18 protein-coding genes and 1 pseudogene are annotated in these 17,696 nt (G+C 36.5%); 8 read left to right on the forward strand and 11 right to left on the reverse strand.

Features of this window, described 5'->3' with window-relative positions:
• Window positions 1–41: 41 nt before the first annotated feature.
• From BTR25_RS11570 to BTR25_RS11585, 3 genes and pseudogenes are all read right to left on the reverse strand, one after another.
• A protein-coding gene (locus tag BTR25_RS11570) for an IS3 family transposase (RefSeq protein ID WP_139311222.1) occupies window positions 42–1,204 on the reverse strand; the annotation gives its coding sequence in 2 pieces (ribosomal slippage) (window positions 42–889 and window positions 889–1,204; 1,164 coding nt in all).
• A 92-nt stretch (window positions 1,205–1,296) separates the two neighbouring features.
• Window positions 1,297–2,742, reverse strand: a pseudogene (locus tag BTR25_RS11580) (ABC-F family ATP-binding cassette domain-containing protein); the annotation flags it as partial.
• A 419-nt stretch (window positions 2,743–3,161) separates the two neighbouring features.
• Window positions 3,162–3,764, reverse strand: coding sequence for an SCO family protein (locus BTR25_RS11585; RefSeq protein ID WP_075688238.1), 603 nt, complete (start codon window positions 3,762–3,764; stop codon window positions 3,162–3,164).
• Window positions 3,765–3,907: 143 nt separating this feature from the next.
• Between BTR25_RS11585 and BTR25_RS11590 the strand changes: the two genes are divergently transcribed.
• Window positions 3,908–4,294 (forward strand): CidA/LrgA family protein, encoded by a 387-nt coding sequence (locus tag BTR25_RS11590; protein ID WP_075688239.1) that lies wholly within the window; start codon window positions 3,908–3,910, stop codon window positions 4,292–4,294.
• Window positions 4,278–4,955, forward strand: a complete 678-nt coding sequence (locus tag BTR25_RS11595) for an LrgB family protein (RefSeq protein ID WP_075688240.1) — start codon at window positions 4,278–4,280, stop codon at window positions 4,953–4,955. The genes BTR25_RS11590 and BTR25_RS11595 overlap by 17 nt, the downstream gene beginning before the upstream one ends.
• 40 nt (window positions 4,956–4,995) lie before the next feature.
• On the opposite strand, the gene BTR25_RS11600 is transcribed toward BTR25_RS11595, so the two are convergent.
• Entirely contained in the window at window positions 4,996–5,166 is a 171-nt protein-coding gene (locus BTR25_RS11600) for a XapX domain-containing protein (protein WP_075688241.1), read from the reverse strand.
• A 69-nt stretch (window positions 5,167–5,235) separates the two neighbouring features.
• Window positions 5,236–5,382, reverse strand: coding sequence for a hypothetical protein (locus tag BTR25_RS27565; RefSeq protein ID WP_175596761.1), 147 nt, complete (start codon window positions 5,380–5,382; stop codon window positions 5,236–5,238).
• A gap of 100 nt (window positions 5,383–5,482) precedes the next feature.
• On the opposite strand from BTR25_RS27565, the gene BTR25_RS11605 reads away from it, so the two are divergent.
• On the forward strand, window positions 5,483–5,668 hold the full coding sequence (locus tag BTR25_RS11605; protein WP_075688242.1) for a cold-inducible protein YdjO-related protein: 186 nt from the start codon (window positions 5,483–5,485) through the stop codon (window positions 5,666–5,668).
• 53 nt (window positions 5,669–5,721) lie between these two features.
• Here BTR25_RS11605 and BTR25_RS11610 read toward each other — a convergent pair whose 3' ends face one another.
• The 3 genes from BTR25_RS11610 to yhfH all read right to left on the reverse strand — a co-directional run bounded on the left by BTR25_RS11610 (window position 5,722) and on the right by yhfH (window position 6,417).
• Window positions 5,722–5,955 (reverse strand): transcriptional regulator SplA domain-containing protein, encoded by a 234-nt coding sequence (locus BTR25_RS11610; RefSeq protein ID WP_075688243.1) that lies wholly within the window; start codon window positions 5,953–5,955, stop codon window positions 5,722–5,724.
• Between the two features lie 16 nt (window positions 5,956–5,971).
• Window positions 5,972–6,163, reverse strand: a complete 192-nt coding sequence (locus BTR25_RS11615; RefSeq protein ID WP_075688244.1) for a hypothetical protein — start codon at window positions 6,161–6,163, stop codon at window positions 5,972–5,974.
• A gap of 119 nt (window positions 6,164–6,282) precedes the next feature.
• Window positions 6,283–6,417, reverse strand: coding sequence for a protein YhfH (gene yhfH, locus BTR25_RS11620; RefSeq protein WP_075688245.1), 135 nt, complete (start codon window positions 6,415–6,417; stop codon window positions 6,283–6,285).
• 405 nt (window positions 6,418–6,822) lie between these two features.
• Between yhfH and BTR25_RS11630 the strand changes: the two genes are divergently transcribed.
• The 3 genes from BTR25_RS11630 (at window position 6,823) to BTR25_RS11645 (ending at window position 12,455) form a co-directional block, all read left to right on the forward strand.
• The gene (locus tag BTR25_RS11630; RefSeq protein ID WP_483295254.1) at window positions 6,823–9,306 is read left to right on the forward strand and encodes a PAS domain S-box protein; all 2,484 of its coding nucleotides are present in this window, start codon (window positions 6,823–6,825) and stop codon (window positions 9,304–9,306) included.
• A gap of 144 nt (window positions 9,307–9,450) precedes the next feature.
• Window positions 9,451–11,508: a formate dehydrogenase subunit alpha gene (gene fdhF, locus BTR25_RS28130; protein WP_368482986.1), complete on the forward strand. Its 2,058-nt coding sequence runs from the start codon at window positions 9,451–9,453 to the stop codon at window positions 11,506–11,508.
• 188 nt (window positions 11,509–11,696) lie between these two features.
• Entirely contained in the window at window positions 11,697–12,455 is a 759-nt protein-coding gene (locus BTR25_RS11645) for a 3D domain-containing protein (protein WP_075688250.1), read from the forward strand.
• 48 nt (window positions 12,456–12,503) lie between these two features.
• On the opposite strand, the gene BTR25_RS11650 is transcribed toward BTR25_RS11645, so the two are convergent.
• Window positions 12,504–13,805, reverse strand: a complete 1,302-nt coding sequence (locus BTR25_RS11650; protein ID WP_075688251.1) for a NarK family nitrate/nitrite MFS transporter — start codon at window positions 13,803–13,805, stop codon at window positions 12,504–12,506.
• A gap of 213 nt (window positions 13,806–14,018) precedes the next feature.
• The gene (locus BTR25_RS11655) at window positions 14,019–15,464 is read right to left on the reverse strand and encodes a nitrate/nitrite transporter (RefSeq protein WP_075688356.1); all 1,446 of its coding nucleotides are present in this window, start codon (window positions 15,462–15,464) and stop codon (window positions 14,019–14,021) included.
• A gap of 319 nt (window positions 15,465–15,783) precedes the next feature.
• Between BTR25_RS11655 and BTR25_RS11660 the strand changes: the two genes are divergently transcribed.
• The gene (locus BTR25_RS11660) at window positions 15,784–16,938 is read left to right on the forward strand and encodes an acyl-CoA dehydrogenase family protein (RefSeq protein WP_254842690.1); all 1,155 of its coding nucleotides are present in this window, start codon (window positions 15,784–15,786) and stop codon (window positions 16,936–16,938) included.
• A gap of 68 nt (window positions 16,939–17,006) precedes the next feature.
• A complete protein-coding gene (locus tag BTR25_RS27570; RefSeq protein WP_175596762.1) occupies window positions 17,007–17,165 on the forward strand; it encodes a hypothetical protein in 159 nt (52 codons plus the stop codon).
• A gap of 63 nt (window positions 17,166–17,228) precedes the next feature.
• Here the strand turns inward: BTR25_RS27570 and BTR25_RS11665 are convergent, their stop codons facing one another.
• Entirely contained in the window at window positions 17,229–17,411 is a 183-nt protein-coding gene (locus tag BTR25_RS11665; RefSeq protein WP_075688252.1) for an H-type small acid-soluble spore protein, read from the reverse strand.
• Window positions 17,412–17,696: the final 285 nt, after the last annotated feature.

The following is a 17,696-nucleotide window of genomic DNA, read 5'->3' on the forward strand; positions in this document are numbered from 1 at the left end:
TGAACTTACCTAGCTAAATGAGACACATATAAAACACCATTTTAGGCTGCCATCATTCCAAATTCTTTTGGAGTGAGGTAGCCTAATTTTTCTTGTATTCTATTCTCGTTATAGTGGTACATATAGTCGTCAATTTTCGATACTACGTTAAAATTTGTCATTGAATTAAACTTAGAATACTGAAATTCCTCTGTCTTTAAATTAGAGTGAAATGATTCTATCACCGCATTATCCCAACAGTTTCCACGCCTGGACATACTACTAACCAAATGATGTTTCTTAAGGTAATTCTGGTATGTATATGACGTATACACACTTCCTTGATCGGTGTGAATGATAATCCCTTTGGGATTATTCCTTTTGTTCAGAGCTTCTTCTAACGTATCAATCACTAATGGGGTTTGTTGGTGATTATAAAGCTTATAAGTAACTATTTCATTATTAAACAAATCCATTATCGTGGAAAGATACAACGTTTCACTTCCATATTGAATATAAGTAATGTCAGTAACCCATTTCTCATTTGGTTTACTTGCATTAAATTCACGGTTAAGAATATTTGGAGCTATAACTTCACTTTCTCCTTGTGATTTCCATTTTCGCTTTGGTTTCACTTTACATTGCAAATGATGTTTTTGCATAATTCTTTGTACCGTATTTCGGTTTAATTCAATCGCATATTCACGTTTTAAAATTGCCTTTATTTTTCTGTGTCCATAGCGATATTTAGTTGCTTCACAGATCTCAATTATTAAATTCTCGTGCTCATTTCTATAATCCTCAAATCCCTTCAGCCAGCGATAATAGGTTGAACGAGGGACTTCTAATACCTTTAAAACAGCCGAAATAGTGTACTTTTTACTCAATACTCCTACAATCTGTACTACTATTCTTTTATCCACTCCTTTTTCATCTCTAAATACTTTTTTAAGATTTCGTTCTCCATCTTTAAATGTGTAATTTGATTGTTTTTTCGCTCGTCCTCACTTGAAAACTCAGGCCCATGACCAAATGTATACTGTTTTCCAATTGGTTGATCAAAACGATAGATTTCACCCTTTTTATACCATCTCATCCAGGTCTCAACTTGAGATTTATTCTTTATTTGATACTTGTCCATAATTTCTTTGGTGGTCAATTTTCCCTCAAGTTTTTCTCTCACAACAGCCCACTTAGTTTCACTAGTATATAAGTTTTTGCCCATGCAAAAACACCCCCGATAAATGTACTTGTTTAAAGTGTAACATTTTCGAAGGTGTTTTATATTGTCTCATTAATTTAGGTTAGCCCATTAGTTAAACCATTATTTAATGCTGTAATTGATTCTAAGTCAAGGTGGTTTGTCGGTTCATCTAGAAGAAGAACGTTTGCACCACTTAGCATCATTTTGGAGAGCATGCAGCGTACTTTTTCGCCCCCTGAAAGAACACTTGCTTTCTTCAATACTTCCTCACCTGAGAATAACATTCTGCCTAAAAATCCGCGTAAGAAACTTTCACTCTCATCTTTGGGTGAAAATTGACGAAGCCAATCAACTAGGTTTAACTCGCTGTTCTCAAAATACTCAGAGTTATCATTTGGAAAGTAAGCCTGGGAAGTTGTAATTCCCCATTTAAAGGTTCCACTGTCGGCTTCCATCTCGCCCATCAATATTTTGAAAAGCGTGGTTTTAGCTACTTCATTTGTACCAACAAGAGCAACTTTATCGCCTTTATTTACAAAAAAGCTAATATTATCTAGAATCTTGACTCCATCAATGGTTTTTGTTAATCCTTCTACTTTTAACAAGTCATTCCCAATTTCCCGTTCTGGAGTAAATCCAACGAATGGGTAACGGCGGGATGATGGTCTGATATCATCCAGTGTAATTTTATCTAATAACTTCTTACGGGAAGTTGCCTGTTTAGATTTAGACGCATTTGCACTAAAACGGGCAATAAAGGCTTGCAGTTCTTTTATTTTTTCTTCTTTCTTTTTATTTGCATCCGAAGCCATTCTTGAAACCAGCTGACTTGATTCATACCAGAAGTCATAGTTACCAACGTAGATTTGGATTTTACCAAAATCTAAATCAGCTATATGAGTACAAACCTTATTTAAGAAGTGACGGTCATGGGATACAACAATAACAGTATTTTCAAAGTTAATTAAGAACTCTTCTAACCATTGAATGGCTTTAATATCAAGATGGTTTGTCGGCTCGTCAAGCAGGAGTACATCTGGTCTTCCAAATAATGCCTGTGCAAGTAAGACTTTAACTTTATCTGAACCAGTTAAGTCTTCCATTTTTTTGTAATGGAGACTTTCTTCAATCCCTAGTCCCTTTAGAAGAATTGCAGCCTCAGACTCGGCCTCCCAACCATTAAGTTCGGCAAATTCACCTTCTAGCTCAGCTGCTTTCATACCATCTTCGTCTGTGAAATTTTCTTTCATATAGATGGCGTCTTTTTCCTGCATTACTTCGTAAAGTCTTGCATGACCCATAATAACGGTCTTTAAGACTTCATGTTCTTCGTATTCAAAATGGTTCTGCTTTAATACAGCCATTCGTTCATTTGGACCAAGTTGAACTGTCCCGGTTTGAGATTCAATTTCTCCAGATAAAATCTTAAGGAAAGTCGACTTTCCTGCTCCGTTTGCTCCTATTAATCCATAGCAATTTCCTGGAATAAATTTAATATTTACATCTTCAAATAACTTTCGGTCACCATATCTTAACCCTACATTACTAACTGTAATCATCTATTTAAGTCCTCCAACCACAAAATATCTACCTATTATATCATTAAAAAAGGTGAAGAGCGAATTCTTAATATACCGAAAGGTCTAGCTCACATAACATCCATTTTAATAGCTAGAGGTATACTGAAGAAATAATGAAAATTTTTCTAATTTTTTTTTTGGATTTCATACTTTATTCACAATTTTATTGTAGAATTAGTATATGTTAGTAAATAAGAAGGTGAGAAGTATGCCAAGGAAGCAGCTTACTGAACTCGTAAATAAATTAAAACAGGCTGGTATAAAAGCGAGTTTAACTAAACCGAAGTCTAATTACCTTTTGTCTCTACAGAAAATAAAAAAATACCCTTCATCGGTGAACTAAATAGGTAATAGAAAAGCGATTATTCCATTAGGATTAACCGCTTTTTTTATTATGCTTATTCTATTTCCTTCATAATTGCTTCATAAACCACTTGCTTGTCGAAGCCCTCACCCATTGGAAATTTTCCAACAAACTTATTGTTTTTGTCTATTAAATAGGTGAAAGAAGTGTGCACGTATTGTCCATTACCTGGATCTTTATATTGGAATTGCAAGGAATCGGCAACCTCCCTAATTTTTTGCTGATCTGATTTAATGTTTTCCTGTTCACCTGTTAGGAAAACCCAACCCTCATTGTTTTCAATCCCAAACCCCTCCATGTACTTTCGCAGCATGTCAGGGGTATCACGATAAGGATCAATTGTAATGGTAAGAAACATGATTTCTTTACCAAAAACACCATTCATTTCTAAGTCAGATTGAAGCTTAACCATTCTTTGAGTAGTAGTTGGGCAAATATCTGGACAGTTCATATAGATAAATTCAACTAACTTTAATTTCTGTTCATCTTCACCAATTGAATAACGGTCGCCATTTTGGTTTGTTAGAGTAATATTATTTGGTATCTGTGCACTTGCATCGCGTATAAGAAAAAATGAGATTCCGCTTGCGATTAATAGTATAACTGCAAGAGTGGAAATTAAATAAATCTTTTTCATTTAGGCACGCCTCCTAAGAATATCTCCTAACAATAAGATAAATAAGTTTCTCGGAAAAAGATATGGATATTTTGTGAACAAAACTACTCGATCGTAAAGATGTTCATTTATACTAGAGAAGGAGAGAAAGGCAGGGGGATTCCATGAAACGTATATCTGTATTCATCATGCAACTAATTGTTTTAATACTAATCTACCACTTAGGTAATGATCTTGCTCGAATCCTACATATAAAAATCCCTGGTAATGTGATTGGAATGTTGATTCTTTTGTTATTGTTTTGGCTGAAGATTATTAAGGTAGAGCAAATTGAAGTCGCGGCAGGCTGGCTTTTAAAGCACTTAGGATTTTTCTTTATTCCTATTTCGGTTGGTTTAATGACACTCGGAGATACCATTAAAAGGGATGGATTTATWCTTCTAATCATCTTGCTTATTAGTGCGATTATAGGTCTAATTGCATCAGGAAAAGTAACGCAGTCTCTTATAGAAAAAAAAGAAGAAGTGAATAATCATGATCACGTTATTTAGTCTTACTTTAACTGTATCAATCTATTTACTAACCCTTAAATTAGGAAGAAAATACTCATCTCCATTCACCAATTCTGTTTTTCTAAGTACAGTGGTGATTATTATCGCTTTAGAATTGCTGAATGTCTCATATGAGGCATACACACCCGCAAAAAACATCATGACTTATCTGCTCGGACCAGCAACAGTTGCTTTAGCTGTTCCGATTTATAAAAATAAAAAGCTGATTGCTGATTATTTTGCTGCTGCATTAGTAGGATTAATCCTTGGGTCAGTGTTTACCATAACATTTGCGATAGGTTTAGCTGTTGCTTTCAATTTTTCAAAGGAAATAATCGTATCATTGAGTGTTAAATCTGTTACCACACCGATAGCGATAGAAGTGGGAGAAATTATGAAAGGAAATATTTCATTAATCGCGGGTTTTGTCATGGTGACGGGTATGATTGGAGCGATGTTTGGTCCTAAGGTACTAAGTTGGGCAAAAGTTGACCATCCATTTGCCCGTGGTTTGTCCATTGGGACAATTGGACACGGGATCGGGACTGCAGAGGCAGTTAAAGAGGGGGAAATACAAGGTGCAGTTGCAGGGGCTGCAATGGGAATAGCCGGAATTCTTACTGCATTTGCAGTTCCATACCTAATTAATTTTTTTATCTAACGATGAGAGAAAGTAGCCTTCCAAATAGGAGGGCTACAATTTATTTCAAAAAGTTTGTTATAACCCACTCAGCTACAACCCCTCCAAAGTACACTCCAAAAACGCCTAGAACGGCAGAGAATACAGGAGGTGCAGGAAGTGGTAATTTTAACATTCYAAAAAGAATTCCTACTGCCATACCTGCCACGATACTTAAAATAATCTCTTTCACAAATATTCCTCGTTTCTTACTTTAGATCAAAAAGAAAACTCATAAGAATTCATTCATAATTTAAGTATGTTAAGGTTTTGAAATATTATTCTGGATCCACTTTTCTGCTAGAAGTTGTTTTACCTGATTGTAACTTAGTCCTGATTGCTTGTTTAATCTTTTAACCTCTTCAATATCGGTACCGGCAACCGTGAACTTTTTTTGAGTCATCCGCATGTAAATTATTCCTTTCTTATTTTGTTTAGGTTAAAAGAAACAGTTCTTAGCTTGAAAAGAGCTTTTTTGGTACATACTAATAAAAAAGGAGGCGATTCCCATTTTTTATGGTAAAAGGGCCAAAGATGATGAGATTGAAAACATAATGGTGGATACTCAAATTTTTTCTTGTATGGATGAATCCTGTATTGGCTGGATGAGAAAAGATTTTGTTACCGATGATTTACTTTGCCCGATGTGCGGTAACCAAATGATCCAAGAAATGAGAGAACTTCCAAAAATATAAATTACAATGGTTAAGAAGACTGTCGGATAGATTAGACAGTCTTTTATTCTTGATTAGAAATGGTCCTCATACGCTTTCATTGCTGACTCAGAACTAGTAAACAAAGCATCGTCATCCTCTATCACATGGAATGTTTCATTTAGAAATAGAGCCAATGAGTTAGGATCCTTTGGGTGTTGAACAATTTCAGCAGCTTTAATGTTTGCAACTGAGGGTACATGAGGATTCCGATATATTACATACACTTCGTCACCAGGTCTCGCATTTGTTAGATCAATCATATCCATTTTTACTATCCCCTATTTATAAATTTTCGTTCTGTTGTCCAATTTCATCACCACTAATAATGGTGTTTGCTTCCTCAAGAGCTTTATGACCGTCAACAGAGTTCCCAGCAATATTTTTTAGATTAGGGTAGATTGCTCCGTTATTGATGGTTATTTGTGATTCCTTTGGAGCAGTAGTAAGATAATCTTCCTTTTGTGTCTTTGCCATTACAAACACCTCCTGCTCTAAGCATTTGCCTTCCATAAGATGTTTATGCTTTCCTATTTCTACAATAAAAAAGAAAAAACTCTCCGGTATCCCGAAAAGTTTATCTACGTGTACTTGTATTATTCTTCTCTTTTTGATAAGCAGCGGTCACATTCCATTAAATAACTTTCTGCTTGTTCCTCCATGTGCTGGCCACATTCTGGACATTCTTTATTAGGTAAATTACGAAAAAATTCAACCGGACTCATTAACATTTAAAATCCCCCTTTTTTAGTACAGTCTATTTAATTACCACCTGTTGTAGTACAGTATAATCAAAAAAAAGAAATTTGTGTAGTCTTTTTTTTAAAATTTTTTCTTTTTTTTTAAAATTAATACTTTTACCTAGAAAAATATGGCTTGTAAGAACTTCAAGGTCGAAACTTTTCAACACAGAATTATTCTGCGTCAATAAAGAGTGTTTATGTATCATGAAGTCCATTTATTTGGACAAGAATAATAAATAAGGTTTGTTCCTCCAATTATCCTTCCATAAATTATTATTTTACCTTACAATCATAGTAGAAATAGATTGAAACTGAGGAGGGATGGGGGTGGTGGGTATTGCTTCTATAAGTTTTCATCCTTATTTAATTCTTATTGCCATAGGATTAACCATTATGGCTTCATATACTGGATTGGACATGTTTACATTAATAAAAAATTCTACTAAGAAGAGTAAAAGACTTTTATATATAGGCGGATCACTTTCAATAGGGATTGCAATCTGGGGAATGAATTTTATTGGGTTAATTGCTGCAGATGTTAATCGGTTCTCTAGTTATCAAATCCCATTAACCATTTTGTCCATTTTTGGTAGTATAGCTTTTACGGCATTCGCTTTTCTTCCCTTCTTTGGTAAATATAACCGTTATCTACACCTACTAATCGGGAGTCTTTTTTTAACAATTGCTGTTTTTGCTATTCATATTATTAGTGTATTTGCAATGAATCTAACCATATCTTTCAGTATACCTCTGACAATTGTCTCTGTATTAGTTATATTTGGCTCTTTTTTATTCTCCTTTTGGATTCTCTTTTCTTCTTTCAGCTACTCAAAAGGAAACCAGTCTTGGTTAAAACCAGTTAGTGCCCTGATTATGTCAGGAGCAATTATTGAAGGACACTTCTTATTAAAAAGAGCATCAACACTAATTTCCAGTAGTAACTCAGCCCTTGAAACGGCTGACCCAAATTCATTTCTAATTTACCTAGTGTTATTTTTGTCTATACTCATTATCAGTGGACTAATTGGGTCGAGTACCTTAATCAGCMAAATGCTGGCTGAAACTGATACAAATTTGACCGACATTAAAGCAGCCCTAGACGCATCAACAATAGTGACCATTACAGACCCCGATGGCTGCATTATTTTTGTTAATGATAAGTTTGAAGAAATCTCTAAATATACAAAAAAAGAGATCATCGGAAGGAATCATCGGTTATTAAATTCAGGTTACCATACTAAGGAATTTTTTAAGGACTTATGGACAACGGTTCAGTCTGGTCAAATATGGAGAGGTGAAATTCGTAATAAAGCGAAGGATGGGTCAATATATTGGGTGGATACTACGATAGTACCTTTTGTAAATAAAAAAGGAAAACCGATACAGTATATTGCTATTCGCAGTGATATTACCACTCGTAAGAAAGCAGAGAAGGCACTTTTTCAGTCAATAAAGGAAACCAGTGATATTACTTTTGCTCTTGATCAGTCTTCCATTGTAGCGATTACAAATGAAAAAGGGCTTATCACAAGTGTCAATGATAAATTTTGTGAAATTTCTAAATATAATCGCGAAGAGCTCCTTGGTCAAGACCATAGGATTTTAAATTCAGGCTATCACTCGAAAGAATTCTTTAAACAGCTTTGGCGTACAATCGGTAGGGGAGACGTATGGAAGGGTGAAATTTGTAATAAGGCAAAGGATGGTACCTTTTATTGGGTGGATACAACGATTGTGCCCTTTTTAAACGAAAATGGAAAACCATATCAATACGTTGCCATTAGGTCTGATATATCTAGCCGAAAACGGTCTGAAGAGCATTTAAAAGAGTCTATTAAAGCCAATACAGATATTCGGTTTGCTCTTGACCAGTCAACCATTGTTGCATTCACAGATGCTAAGGGAATGATCACCGGAGTAAATGATAAGTTTTGTGAGATTTCTAAGTATCCTCGAGAGGAAATTATTGGTAAAAGCCACAGTATTTTAAATTCAGGTTATCACTCTAAGGGATTTTTCAAAGATTTGTGGAGAACCATTGGAGAAGGAAACGTTTGGAAAGGTGAAATCAGGAATAAAGCAAAAGATGGATCTTTATACTGGGTGGATACCACCATCGTTCCATTCCTTGATCAAAGAGGTAAACCATATCAGTATGTTGCGATTAGGAATGATATTACCGAACGAAAAAGGACAGAAGAAGTCCTTCACCGCCAAGATAAGCTTGCTGCTGTTGGTCAGCTTGCTGCAGGTGTTGCTCACGAAATTCGAAATCCGCTTACATCTATGAAGGGTTATGCTGAGTTTCTTTCATTAGATGAAAAGGACCCAGAGCGAATGGAATTCCTAAATATTATTCTTGATGAGATAGAACGTGTAAATACAATCGTAGAGGATTTTATGGTACTTGCAAAACCAAAGGCTGTGGAATTGGAAGAAAAGAATGTGATCCCAGTGATAAAGAATGTTGTTTCCTTGCTCGAGTTTGAGGCTAGGAAAAAACATGTTCGACTTTCATTTGACTGCAGCCATGAGATTATCCAAATCGAATGTGATGAAAACCGTTTGAAACAAGTATTCTTGAACTTTATCAAGAATGGAATAGAAGCAATGCCGAATGGTGGAGAATTACGAGTCAGAACCAGTATTCATGAAAATAATGTTCAAATCTCTATTCAAGATACCGGAGTGGGAATTCCGGAAGAAAAACTAAAAAAATTGGGTGAACCATTCTATACAACCAAAAAAAATGGTAATGGCTTAGGATTAATGGTTAGTTTTAAGATTATTGAAAGCCATAACGGTAAAGTTTTTGTTGAGAGTGAACCGAATAAAGGAACTACATTTAACATTTTATTACCTGCCAAACCGGCTTAAAAAAACGAGAGTTCACCTCTCGTTTTTTTATTTATACATATGTCAAAAAATAGACAAACTTTTCTGTAAATAAAAATCATTATTCGGATTAAATAGATTAATATGTTTATATAGGTAATTATGTTTTATTTGGGAGGGAAAGGAATGGGTGAAGCTAATTTAGTTAAAACCATATGTGGATATTGTGGCACAGGATGCGGATTAGTACTTGAAGTTCAAGATAATCGGATTGTTAAGATCCGTGGAGATAAGGAAGCACCTGTTAATAAAGGGCAAACCTGTGTAAAAGGTGCATTTGCATATGAATATGTTCACGCGAAGAATCGATTAACAACACCGCTAATTCGAAAAGCTGGTAAATTGGTAGAAACAACCTGGGATGAAGCATACAAATTCATTGCCGAACATTTATCCACCATTAGAGATACTTGGGGTCCTAATGCAGTTTCCATGTTTGCTTGTGCTAGAACAACAAACGAATCGAATTATATCACTCAGAAATTTATGAGGACAGTAATTGGAAGTAATAATATTGATGGGTGTAACCGAACCTGACACGCTTCTAGTGTTGCCGGTCTGGCAACTGTATTTGGAAGCGGTTTTCCAACTAACACACTTGAAGATTTTGATAAAGCAGAAGTATTACTTTTAATGGGTTCTAATACAACAGAAGCCCATCCTATCATTGCAAACCGGATAAAAAAAGCAATCAAATCTGGGTTAAAAGTCATTGTAATTGATCCAAGGAAAATTGATATGGTAAAGTTTTCACACCGCCACCTCCAAATAAATGTTGGCACAGATATAGCATTAATTAATGCCTTTATCCGTGTAATTATTAATGAAGGTTTATACAGTTCTGAGTTTATTCAACAGTTTACGATCGATTTTGAGTCATTAAAGAAACAGGTTGAGCCGTATACACCTGAATATGCATCAACTATTACAGGTTTGTCCCCGTTAGATATTGTTACGACTGCAAGAGAGTATGCATCCTCAAACGGATCGATGATTGCTTATACACTCGGAATAACCGAGCACCACTGTGGTGTCAACAATGTCTTTGATATTGCAAACCTAGCATTACTAACAGGAAACATTGGCAAGGAAGGCACGGGCATCATGCCGCTTAGAGGTCAAAATAATGTTCAAGGTGCGGGTGATATGGGCTGCTTGCCAAACCAGCTTGCAGGAGCAATGAGCCTTACAAATGATGAATATCGGAGTCGATACGAGAAAGAATGGAATGTTACACTTAATCCACAAGCAGGCGATACTCAGACCAGAACCTTTGATCGACTTGAAGCAGGTGAGCTAAAAGCACTTTATATCATCGGAGAAAATCCCCTTCTAGCAGATGTGCATTTGAATCATACAAAAAAATTGTTAGAGAAGCTTGATTTGTTAATTGTTCAAGATATTTTCTTAACTGATACAGCGAAGATGGCCGATGTAGTACTCCCAGCAAAATCTTGGGGGGAAGTGGACGGGACTTACACGAATACCGACCGAAGAGTCCAAAGAGTCCGAAAAGCTGTAGAATCACTGCCAAAAGTAAAGGAAGATTGGCAGATTCTTTGCGAATTATCCACTATCATGGGGTATCCGCTGAGCTATGCTAACAGTGAAGAAATATGGGATGAGGTTAGGAAGCTTGCATGGGAAATGTATGGAGGGATTTCTTATTCAAGGCTAGATAGGGAATTCAGTATTCATTATCCATGTCCAACTGAGGATCATCCAGGAACATTTATTATGCATGAAAGATTTCATAATCAAGAGACTCAAGTAGAAAAGTCATCATTTGTGCCAGTTGATTACACACCACCATTGGAACTTCCTGATAAAGAGTTTCCGTTCTTATTAACAACAGGACGACGGTATGAATCCTATAATACTCATTCTCAGACGAGATACTATGCTCCAGGAGTTAAAGTAAAACAGACTGAAGAGACGGTGGATATCCACCCTGAAGATGCATTGAAACTTGGTATAACTGATGGTGAAGTGGTTCAGGTTCGTTCGCGTAGAGGAGAACTTACCGTTAAAGTAAAGATCACTGAACAAGTCGTCCCAGGGTTGGTGTTCATGAGTTTTCATTGGAGCGAAACACCAACTAATGTATTAACTCTGAATGAGTATGACCCCATTTCAGGTACCGCTGAATACAAGGCATGTGCAGTAGCAATTGACCGTATATAATGTACTAAAAAGGTACAGACCAATGTCTGTACCTTTTTTTCTATTCAGAATAATGAGTAACCTAGAAATATTATTGTAATATAGTTAATAAAGTTGTAAACCAATTATCATCTCCCTGTTCTTTGTTTTAAAAAGGTTCATGTTAAGATAGTCTTAGTTAACTTCAGAAGAACACAGGAGGTAAAAAAGTGAATAAATTTAAGGTATTCATAGCTATTTCAGTACTCTCTGGAACAATCGGTGCTAATGTTTTTGCAAAAGAGATCAAGATTAGTGACAATGCTCCAATGTTAGAAGAAGGAAAACAAAAGCAGAAAAAAACAGAAGAATTATCTTCCGTTAATAATAATATCGACCAAGCTTCTTCTATACCAAAGGAAGAACGTTATACGATTAAACCATATGATACTTTATCGGAAATTGCTCTAACACACGAAGTGAGTGTAGAAGAAATTAAGGTGTGGAATGAACTTACAACAGATTTAATCAAACCTGGTAAAGAGATTGTCATATATAATACAGGTGAAGAAGTCACGCCAAATCCGAAGTCTGACACTGAAGAATCAGTAACAAGTGATTCCACTGAGCAGGAAACAGGGGTTAACGAGGATATCACTACTAATAACACACAGAAAACGGTAGAAACTGAAACTGAAGTTCAGGAACTAACTGTAACAGCTACTGCCTATACTGCATCATGTGAAGGTTGTTCAGGTATAACAGCTACTGGAGTAAATATACTGGACAATCCAGATGAAAAAGTGATTGCAGTAGATCCTTCCGTCATCCCACTAGGGAGTAAAGTTTATGTAGAAGGTTATGGATATGCAACCGCAGCAGATACAGGTGGAGCAATAAAAGGAAATAAAATCGATGTATTCATCCCAGAACACGAAGATGCAATAAACTGGGGTGTTAAGAAAGTAGAAGTAACAGTCCTAAACTAAAAACTGCCATATGGCAGTTTTTTTCTGTGTAAAAAAACAAGCCGGGTATTAACCGGCTTGTTTCATTGTAACTTCAACATTTACTGTTTTTCTTTGGTAGAAGTACCAGTTTAAAGCAAATGAGATAACATAGAATCCAATAAAGAAATAGAATGCTGTTACTGGTGTACCAGTCGTATTAACAGACCAGCCGAATAACTTTGGAATTAAGAATGATCCATAGGCTGCAAATGCTGCGGTAAAACCAATAACTGGCGCTGCTTCCTTAGTAACGAATAAACCAGGAATCATTTGGAAGGTTGAGCCAGACCCTATACCTGCAGCAATAAATAGGACTAAGAAAGAAATTAAAAATCCTGCAAACTGCATGGTATTTAGGAAGTAAATAACCCCTAAAGCCCCAATACCCATAATGACTAAAACAAATGCTGTGACTCTTGCACCACCAAGTTTATCGGAAATCCAGCCACCGACAGGTCTTGCAGAGGCAGCAAGCAAAGCACCTAAAAAGGCTAATGAAATATGCTCTGGAAATTGAGATCTTAATAGAAGTGGGAAGGCTGCTGAATATCCGATGAAAGAACCGAATGTTGCAACATATAATACAGTCATAATCCAAGTGTGTCTTCTTTTTACAATAACAAATTGATCGGAAACCGATTGTTTTGCTCCTGGTACATTATCCATTTTAAAGAAAGCGAGCAAAGTCATAATTACGATAGGGATTACCCAGATAAAAGCTGCATTTTGTAAATAAACTTCTTGTCCGCTTGCTAATACTTGACCTTTTCCAGCAAAAGCAAAAGCTCCAGTTGTAATGATTAGTGGTGTGACAAATTGAACGACCGAAACACCCATATTTCCTAAACCGCCATTAATACCAAGTGCAGTTCCTTTTTCCTTTTTCGGAAAGAAAAAGCTAATATTGGCAGATGATGATGAGAAATTTCCTCCACCAAGACCACAAAGTGCTGCTAACAATAACATAACTGAAAAAGGTGTATCAGGGTTTTGTACTGCGAAACCAATTCCGATTGCCGGAATGGCTAACACTGCTGTTGAAATGACAGTCCAGTTTTTTCCGCCTATTGTTCCAACTGCGAAAGTATAGACAAAACGAAGTGTTGCACCTACAAGACCGGGAATGGCCGCTAATGTAAATAACTGTTCATCAGTAAAACTGAATCCAATATCATTTAATCTAACTGCAACCACTGACCATATCTGCCAAACGATGAATGCAAGCATAAGCGATGGTACAGAGATCCATAAATTTCGCTGTGCGTGTTTTTTTCCTTCTGCATTCCAGAATTTTTCATCCTCTGGATTCCAATAATTGATTCGTGCCATGTTAACCTCTCCCTAAACCTTTGTATTTTTCATAGAATGGTTTGTTTATGTTTCTACTATAAAACACATGCTAACACGGTTTTTGTGACGTTGGTCACAAAAATAGTGAAGGAACTGTGAACTCAAGGCTAAAGTCAAAAAGTTGTAATATTTGCCGTATAACTTGAGACTGTAAACACACAAAAAGACTTTCCGAAGAAAGTCTTGGGGTCATCATTTCTTTTTATCTTCTTTCACTTCATAAAACATGCCTACATAATTTCTAGTTTCTCCTAGGTCATCTTTGATCGCTGTAATGGTAAGCCACTCTTTATAGATGTCTTGGTTTTTACGCTTGTTCCAAATAAACCCTTCCCAATAACCTGTTTTGACCAGGCTGGACCACATTGCTTTATAAAAGCTATTGTCATGTTCACCAGACTGGAGAACACTTGGAGTTTTTCCGGTTACCTCTTCAAATGTATAACCTGTTATTCTTGTGAATGCGGGATTAACACTCTGAATGATTCCATTCCCGTCTGTTACAGTAACACCATCAGTTGCATGATGGACAATTTTCGCAGAAATATCCAGCTTCTCTGAATAGTAAAGCCACATAACCATAACCATAGCAGCTAATGAAAATTCTGAAAGCGCCATAAAACCAATTGCATAATGACCAGTAATATTATATGTCATCGTTAGAACAATCGGCGGAAAGAAACCTCCAAGGCCGCCCATTGCTGACACGATTCCGTTTGCTATACCAGCTTGTTTGGTGAAATAAAGTGGAACTAGTTTAAATACCGCTCCATTCCCAATACCTGCACAAAAGGCAACTAATAGACACCCGAAGGAATAAATCGGTAACGTAGGTGAAAAGGATAGTAGGAATCCTGCAAAAGTCAGCCCAGAGAATACCCCTAACAAGATAAGGTATGGATTAAACTTATCGCCGAGCAAGCCTCCTACAGGCCGGAGCACTGTCGCTAAAGCAATAAAACCGGCTGTACGTAATCCTGCATCAACTTTATCTAAATCATAATGGTTTACTAAAAAAGATGGCAGATAAATTGTAAATGCAACAAATGAACCAAATGTTATAAAATAAAATAAACTCAAAAACCATAGCTTGGGGTTCCTATAAACAGCTTTGACTTGCTCAGACAGTGACCCCCTCAGCTTAGGTTCATTTCGATCACCTATTAATAGGTTAAGAAAAGCAAAAACGACAACAACGATTAGAAAAATTTGGACTGTCGTTCTCCAGCCAAATGTACTTGCTAAGACTGGTGCAGAAAATGCGGTAAGGGCGGTTCCGATATTACCTGCACCATAAATTCCATTAATGAAACCATGTTTTTCTTTTGGATAATATTTTGGGAGAGATGTTACCCCGATTGAAAAAACCGCTCCTCCAATACCGAGCATAAATCCACCTAATAGCAGCATTAGTAAGGATGAAGCATAACTTAGGATGATAATTGGTACAAGTAAAGTCAGAAAGCTGAGCGTAAATAGTAACCTTGCGCCATATCGATTTGTCCAATAACCGATCGGTACCCGTAGTAGAGAGCCAAGTACTACGGGTATCGCTGTGGCCCATGCTACTTGTGTTGAGGTCAGCTCAATTTCAGCTGAAATGAACGGCATGAGTGAAGAAATAAGCACCCAAACCATAAACCCTGCAATAAGGCTGCCAGTTTGTAGCAGCAAATATCTTGCGTTATTCAGTCCAATCCCCCCATTTTCCTATTTGATTGATAGTATCCTCAATAATATGCAGCTAACAAATTTCATGAATAGTCTGTGTCCGTTTAAGATTTTCATTGTGTATTATAGAACACTTTTTACGATAAAACTGTGAGATATGACACTCAATTTAATAGAAAAATAAATATTTTTAGCAAACCACGCGTGTAGATTTGTTTTATGATAGAAGCATTCGTGATACAGTTAGCGAAAGTGATTTTTTATTGGTGAAGGAGGCAGTTTACGATTGAATTTTATCCAGGCTAAAGCATTTGAGGAAAAATATGAGTTAATGAAAAGACTTTCTAGCCAATTTTCAACGAGGGCTCATCAAGTTGATGTTGAAGGAGGTTTCCCCTTTGAGAATATAGATGACTTGAAGAAAAGTGGATATACTTCCTTAACGGTGCCAAAAAAGTATGGAGGTCAAGAAATTTCACTGTTTGAATTACTTCGTTTACAAGAAAAAATTGCTGAAGGTGATGGTGCAACAGCACTATCGATTGGTTGGCATATGGGGATTATTAAAAACTTGGCTGAAAAAGAGGTTTGGAGTGAAGCCGTATTTAAGAAAATGTGTGAAGCAATTATGAATGGTGCCCTAATAAATGCTGCCGCTACTGAAGCAAATACTGGAAGTCCGACAAGGGGCGGGAAGCCAGAAACAACCGCGGAGGAAAAAGGAAATCACTGGGTAATCAATGGCCGGAAGACATTTACCACGATGTCACCAGTTCTTGATTATTTCATCGTTAGTGCCACTATTAAAGATGAAAATAAAGTTGGGAATTTTTTAGTTCCACGCTCCACTACCGGTGTTCTAATCGAAGAAACATGGGATAGCATTGCTTTAAGAGGAACAGGAAGCCATGATCTATTACTACATAACGTTATAGTGCCTATTGAGAATTTGGTAGAAACCATAGGAAACGATGGTAAGAAACCAAATGGATGGCTCCTTCACATTCCTGCCTGCTATCTTGGAATAGCTAAAGCAGCGAAAACACAAGCAATTGAATTTGCGAGTACATATTCTCCCAATAGCATAGGTGGAGCAATCATTGATCTGCCGAATGTTAGGCAGAAAATTGGTGAAATCGAGTTATCATTGATGCAGGCTGAATCTTTTTTATATTCAGTAGCAAACCAGTGGGATCAGTCGGAGGTACATAGTAGGGAAGGGATGGCTCCAATTTTAGGTGCAGTTAAATTATCAGTTACAAATACAGCAGTCAGTGTGGTTGATTTGGCAATGAGAATAGTCGGAGCGAGAAGTCTCTCATTGAAAAACCCTCTTCAACGATATTATCGAGATGTCAGGGCAGGGCTGCATAATCCACCCATGGATGATATGACGATTCAAATGCTGGCAAACCATGCGATTCACTCCCACCAAAAGTGATGTTTACCTAAGGAAATAGTTTAAAAAGATAAGCTTTAGAACACCTTATATGATAAGAGGTGAAGAAAATGCCAAGAGGTAAGGAATTGGAACAGCTTCCAATGGCGAATATTGCACCTGGAGCTGGAAAAGATGCAAGCAAGGCAAACAGAAAAACATTGGGAGGATTCGTTCAACAAGAGCAGCCTAAGCCTAGTGCTTTTGAAAAAGAAAATGAAGACATGTAAGATCACAGGGTATTTCTGTTTCCGTTATATATAATCAAAAGCCACCCATAAGGTGGCTTTTGATTATTCTTCTTCTCGAAGTTCCGCAATTTCCACAATCGTTCTCTCTTCAAGCGGGCCACGCAAATGTACAGTGACTGTTCTTCCATCCTCATTTAATTCATCAATCCAGACTGAAGCACCGTTATATTTCACTTCAATATCTGCGGAAGATGATAAAATTTGTTTTACACGATTCTCATTCATTTTCTTCACTCCTAAAATAATTATCGTTATATTTTTTGCTAATAAAATTATTTCATTCAATAGGCGGATCTAAAATTTAAATTGCTTGTATGAGTGAAAAAGTTATAGAAATAAGTCTAAAACCTATGCCTGTCTTATATCCTTAAAGATGAGACCTTTATCATATTGTACTGTTCCGATTTGGACTTTATTATTACTTAATACCATACAACATTTCAAACTAGTTGAGGGACAGAATAAAAGATTAATCGCAGCGGTTACAATAAGGAAAGTAAAAATTATGAA

It is taken from the genome of Bacillus sp. MRMR6, from assembly GCF_001940785.1.
Lineage (GTDB): Bacteria > Bacillota > Bacilli > Bacillales > Cytobacillaceae > Neobacillus.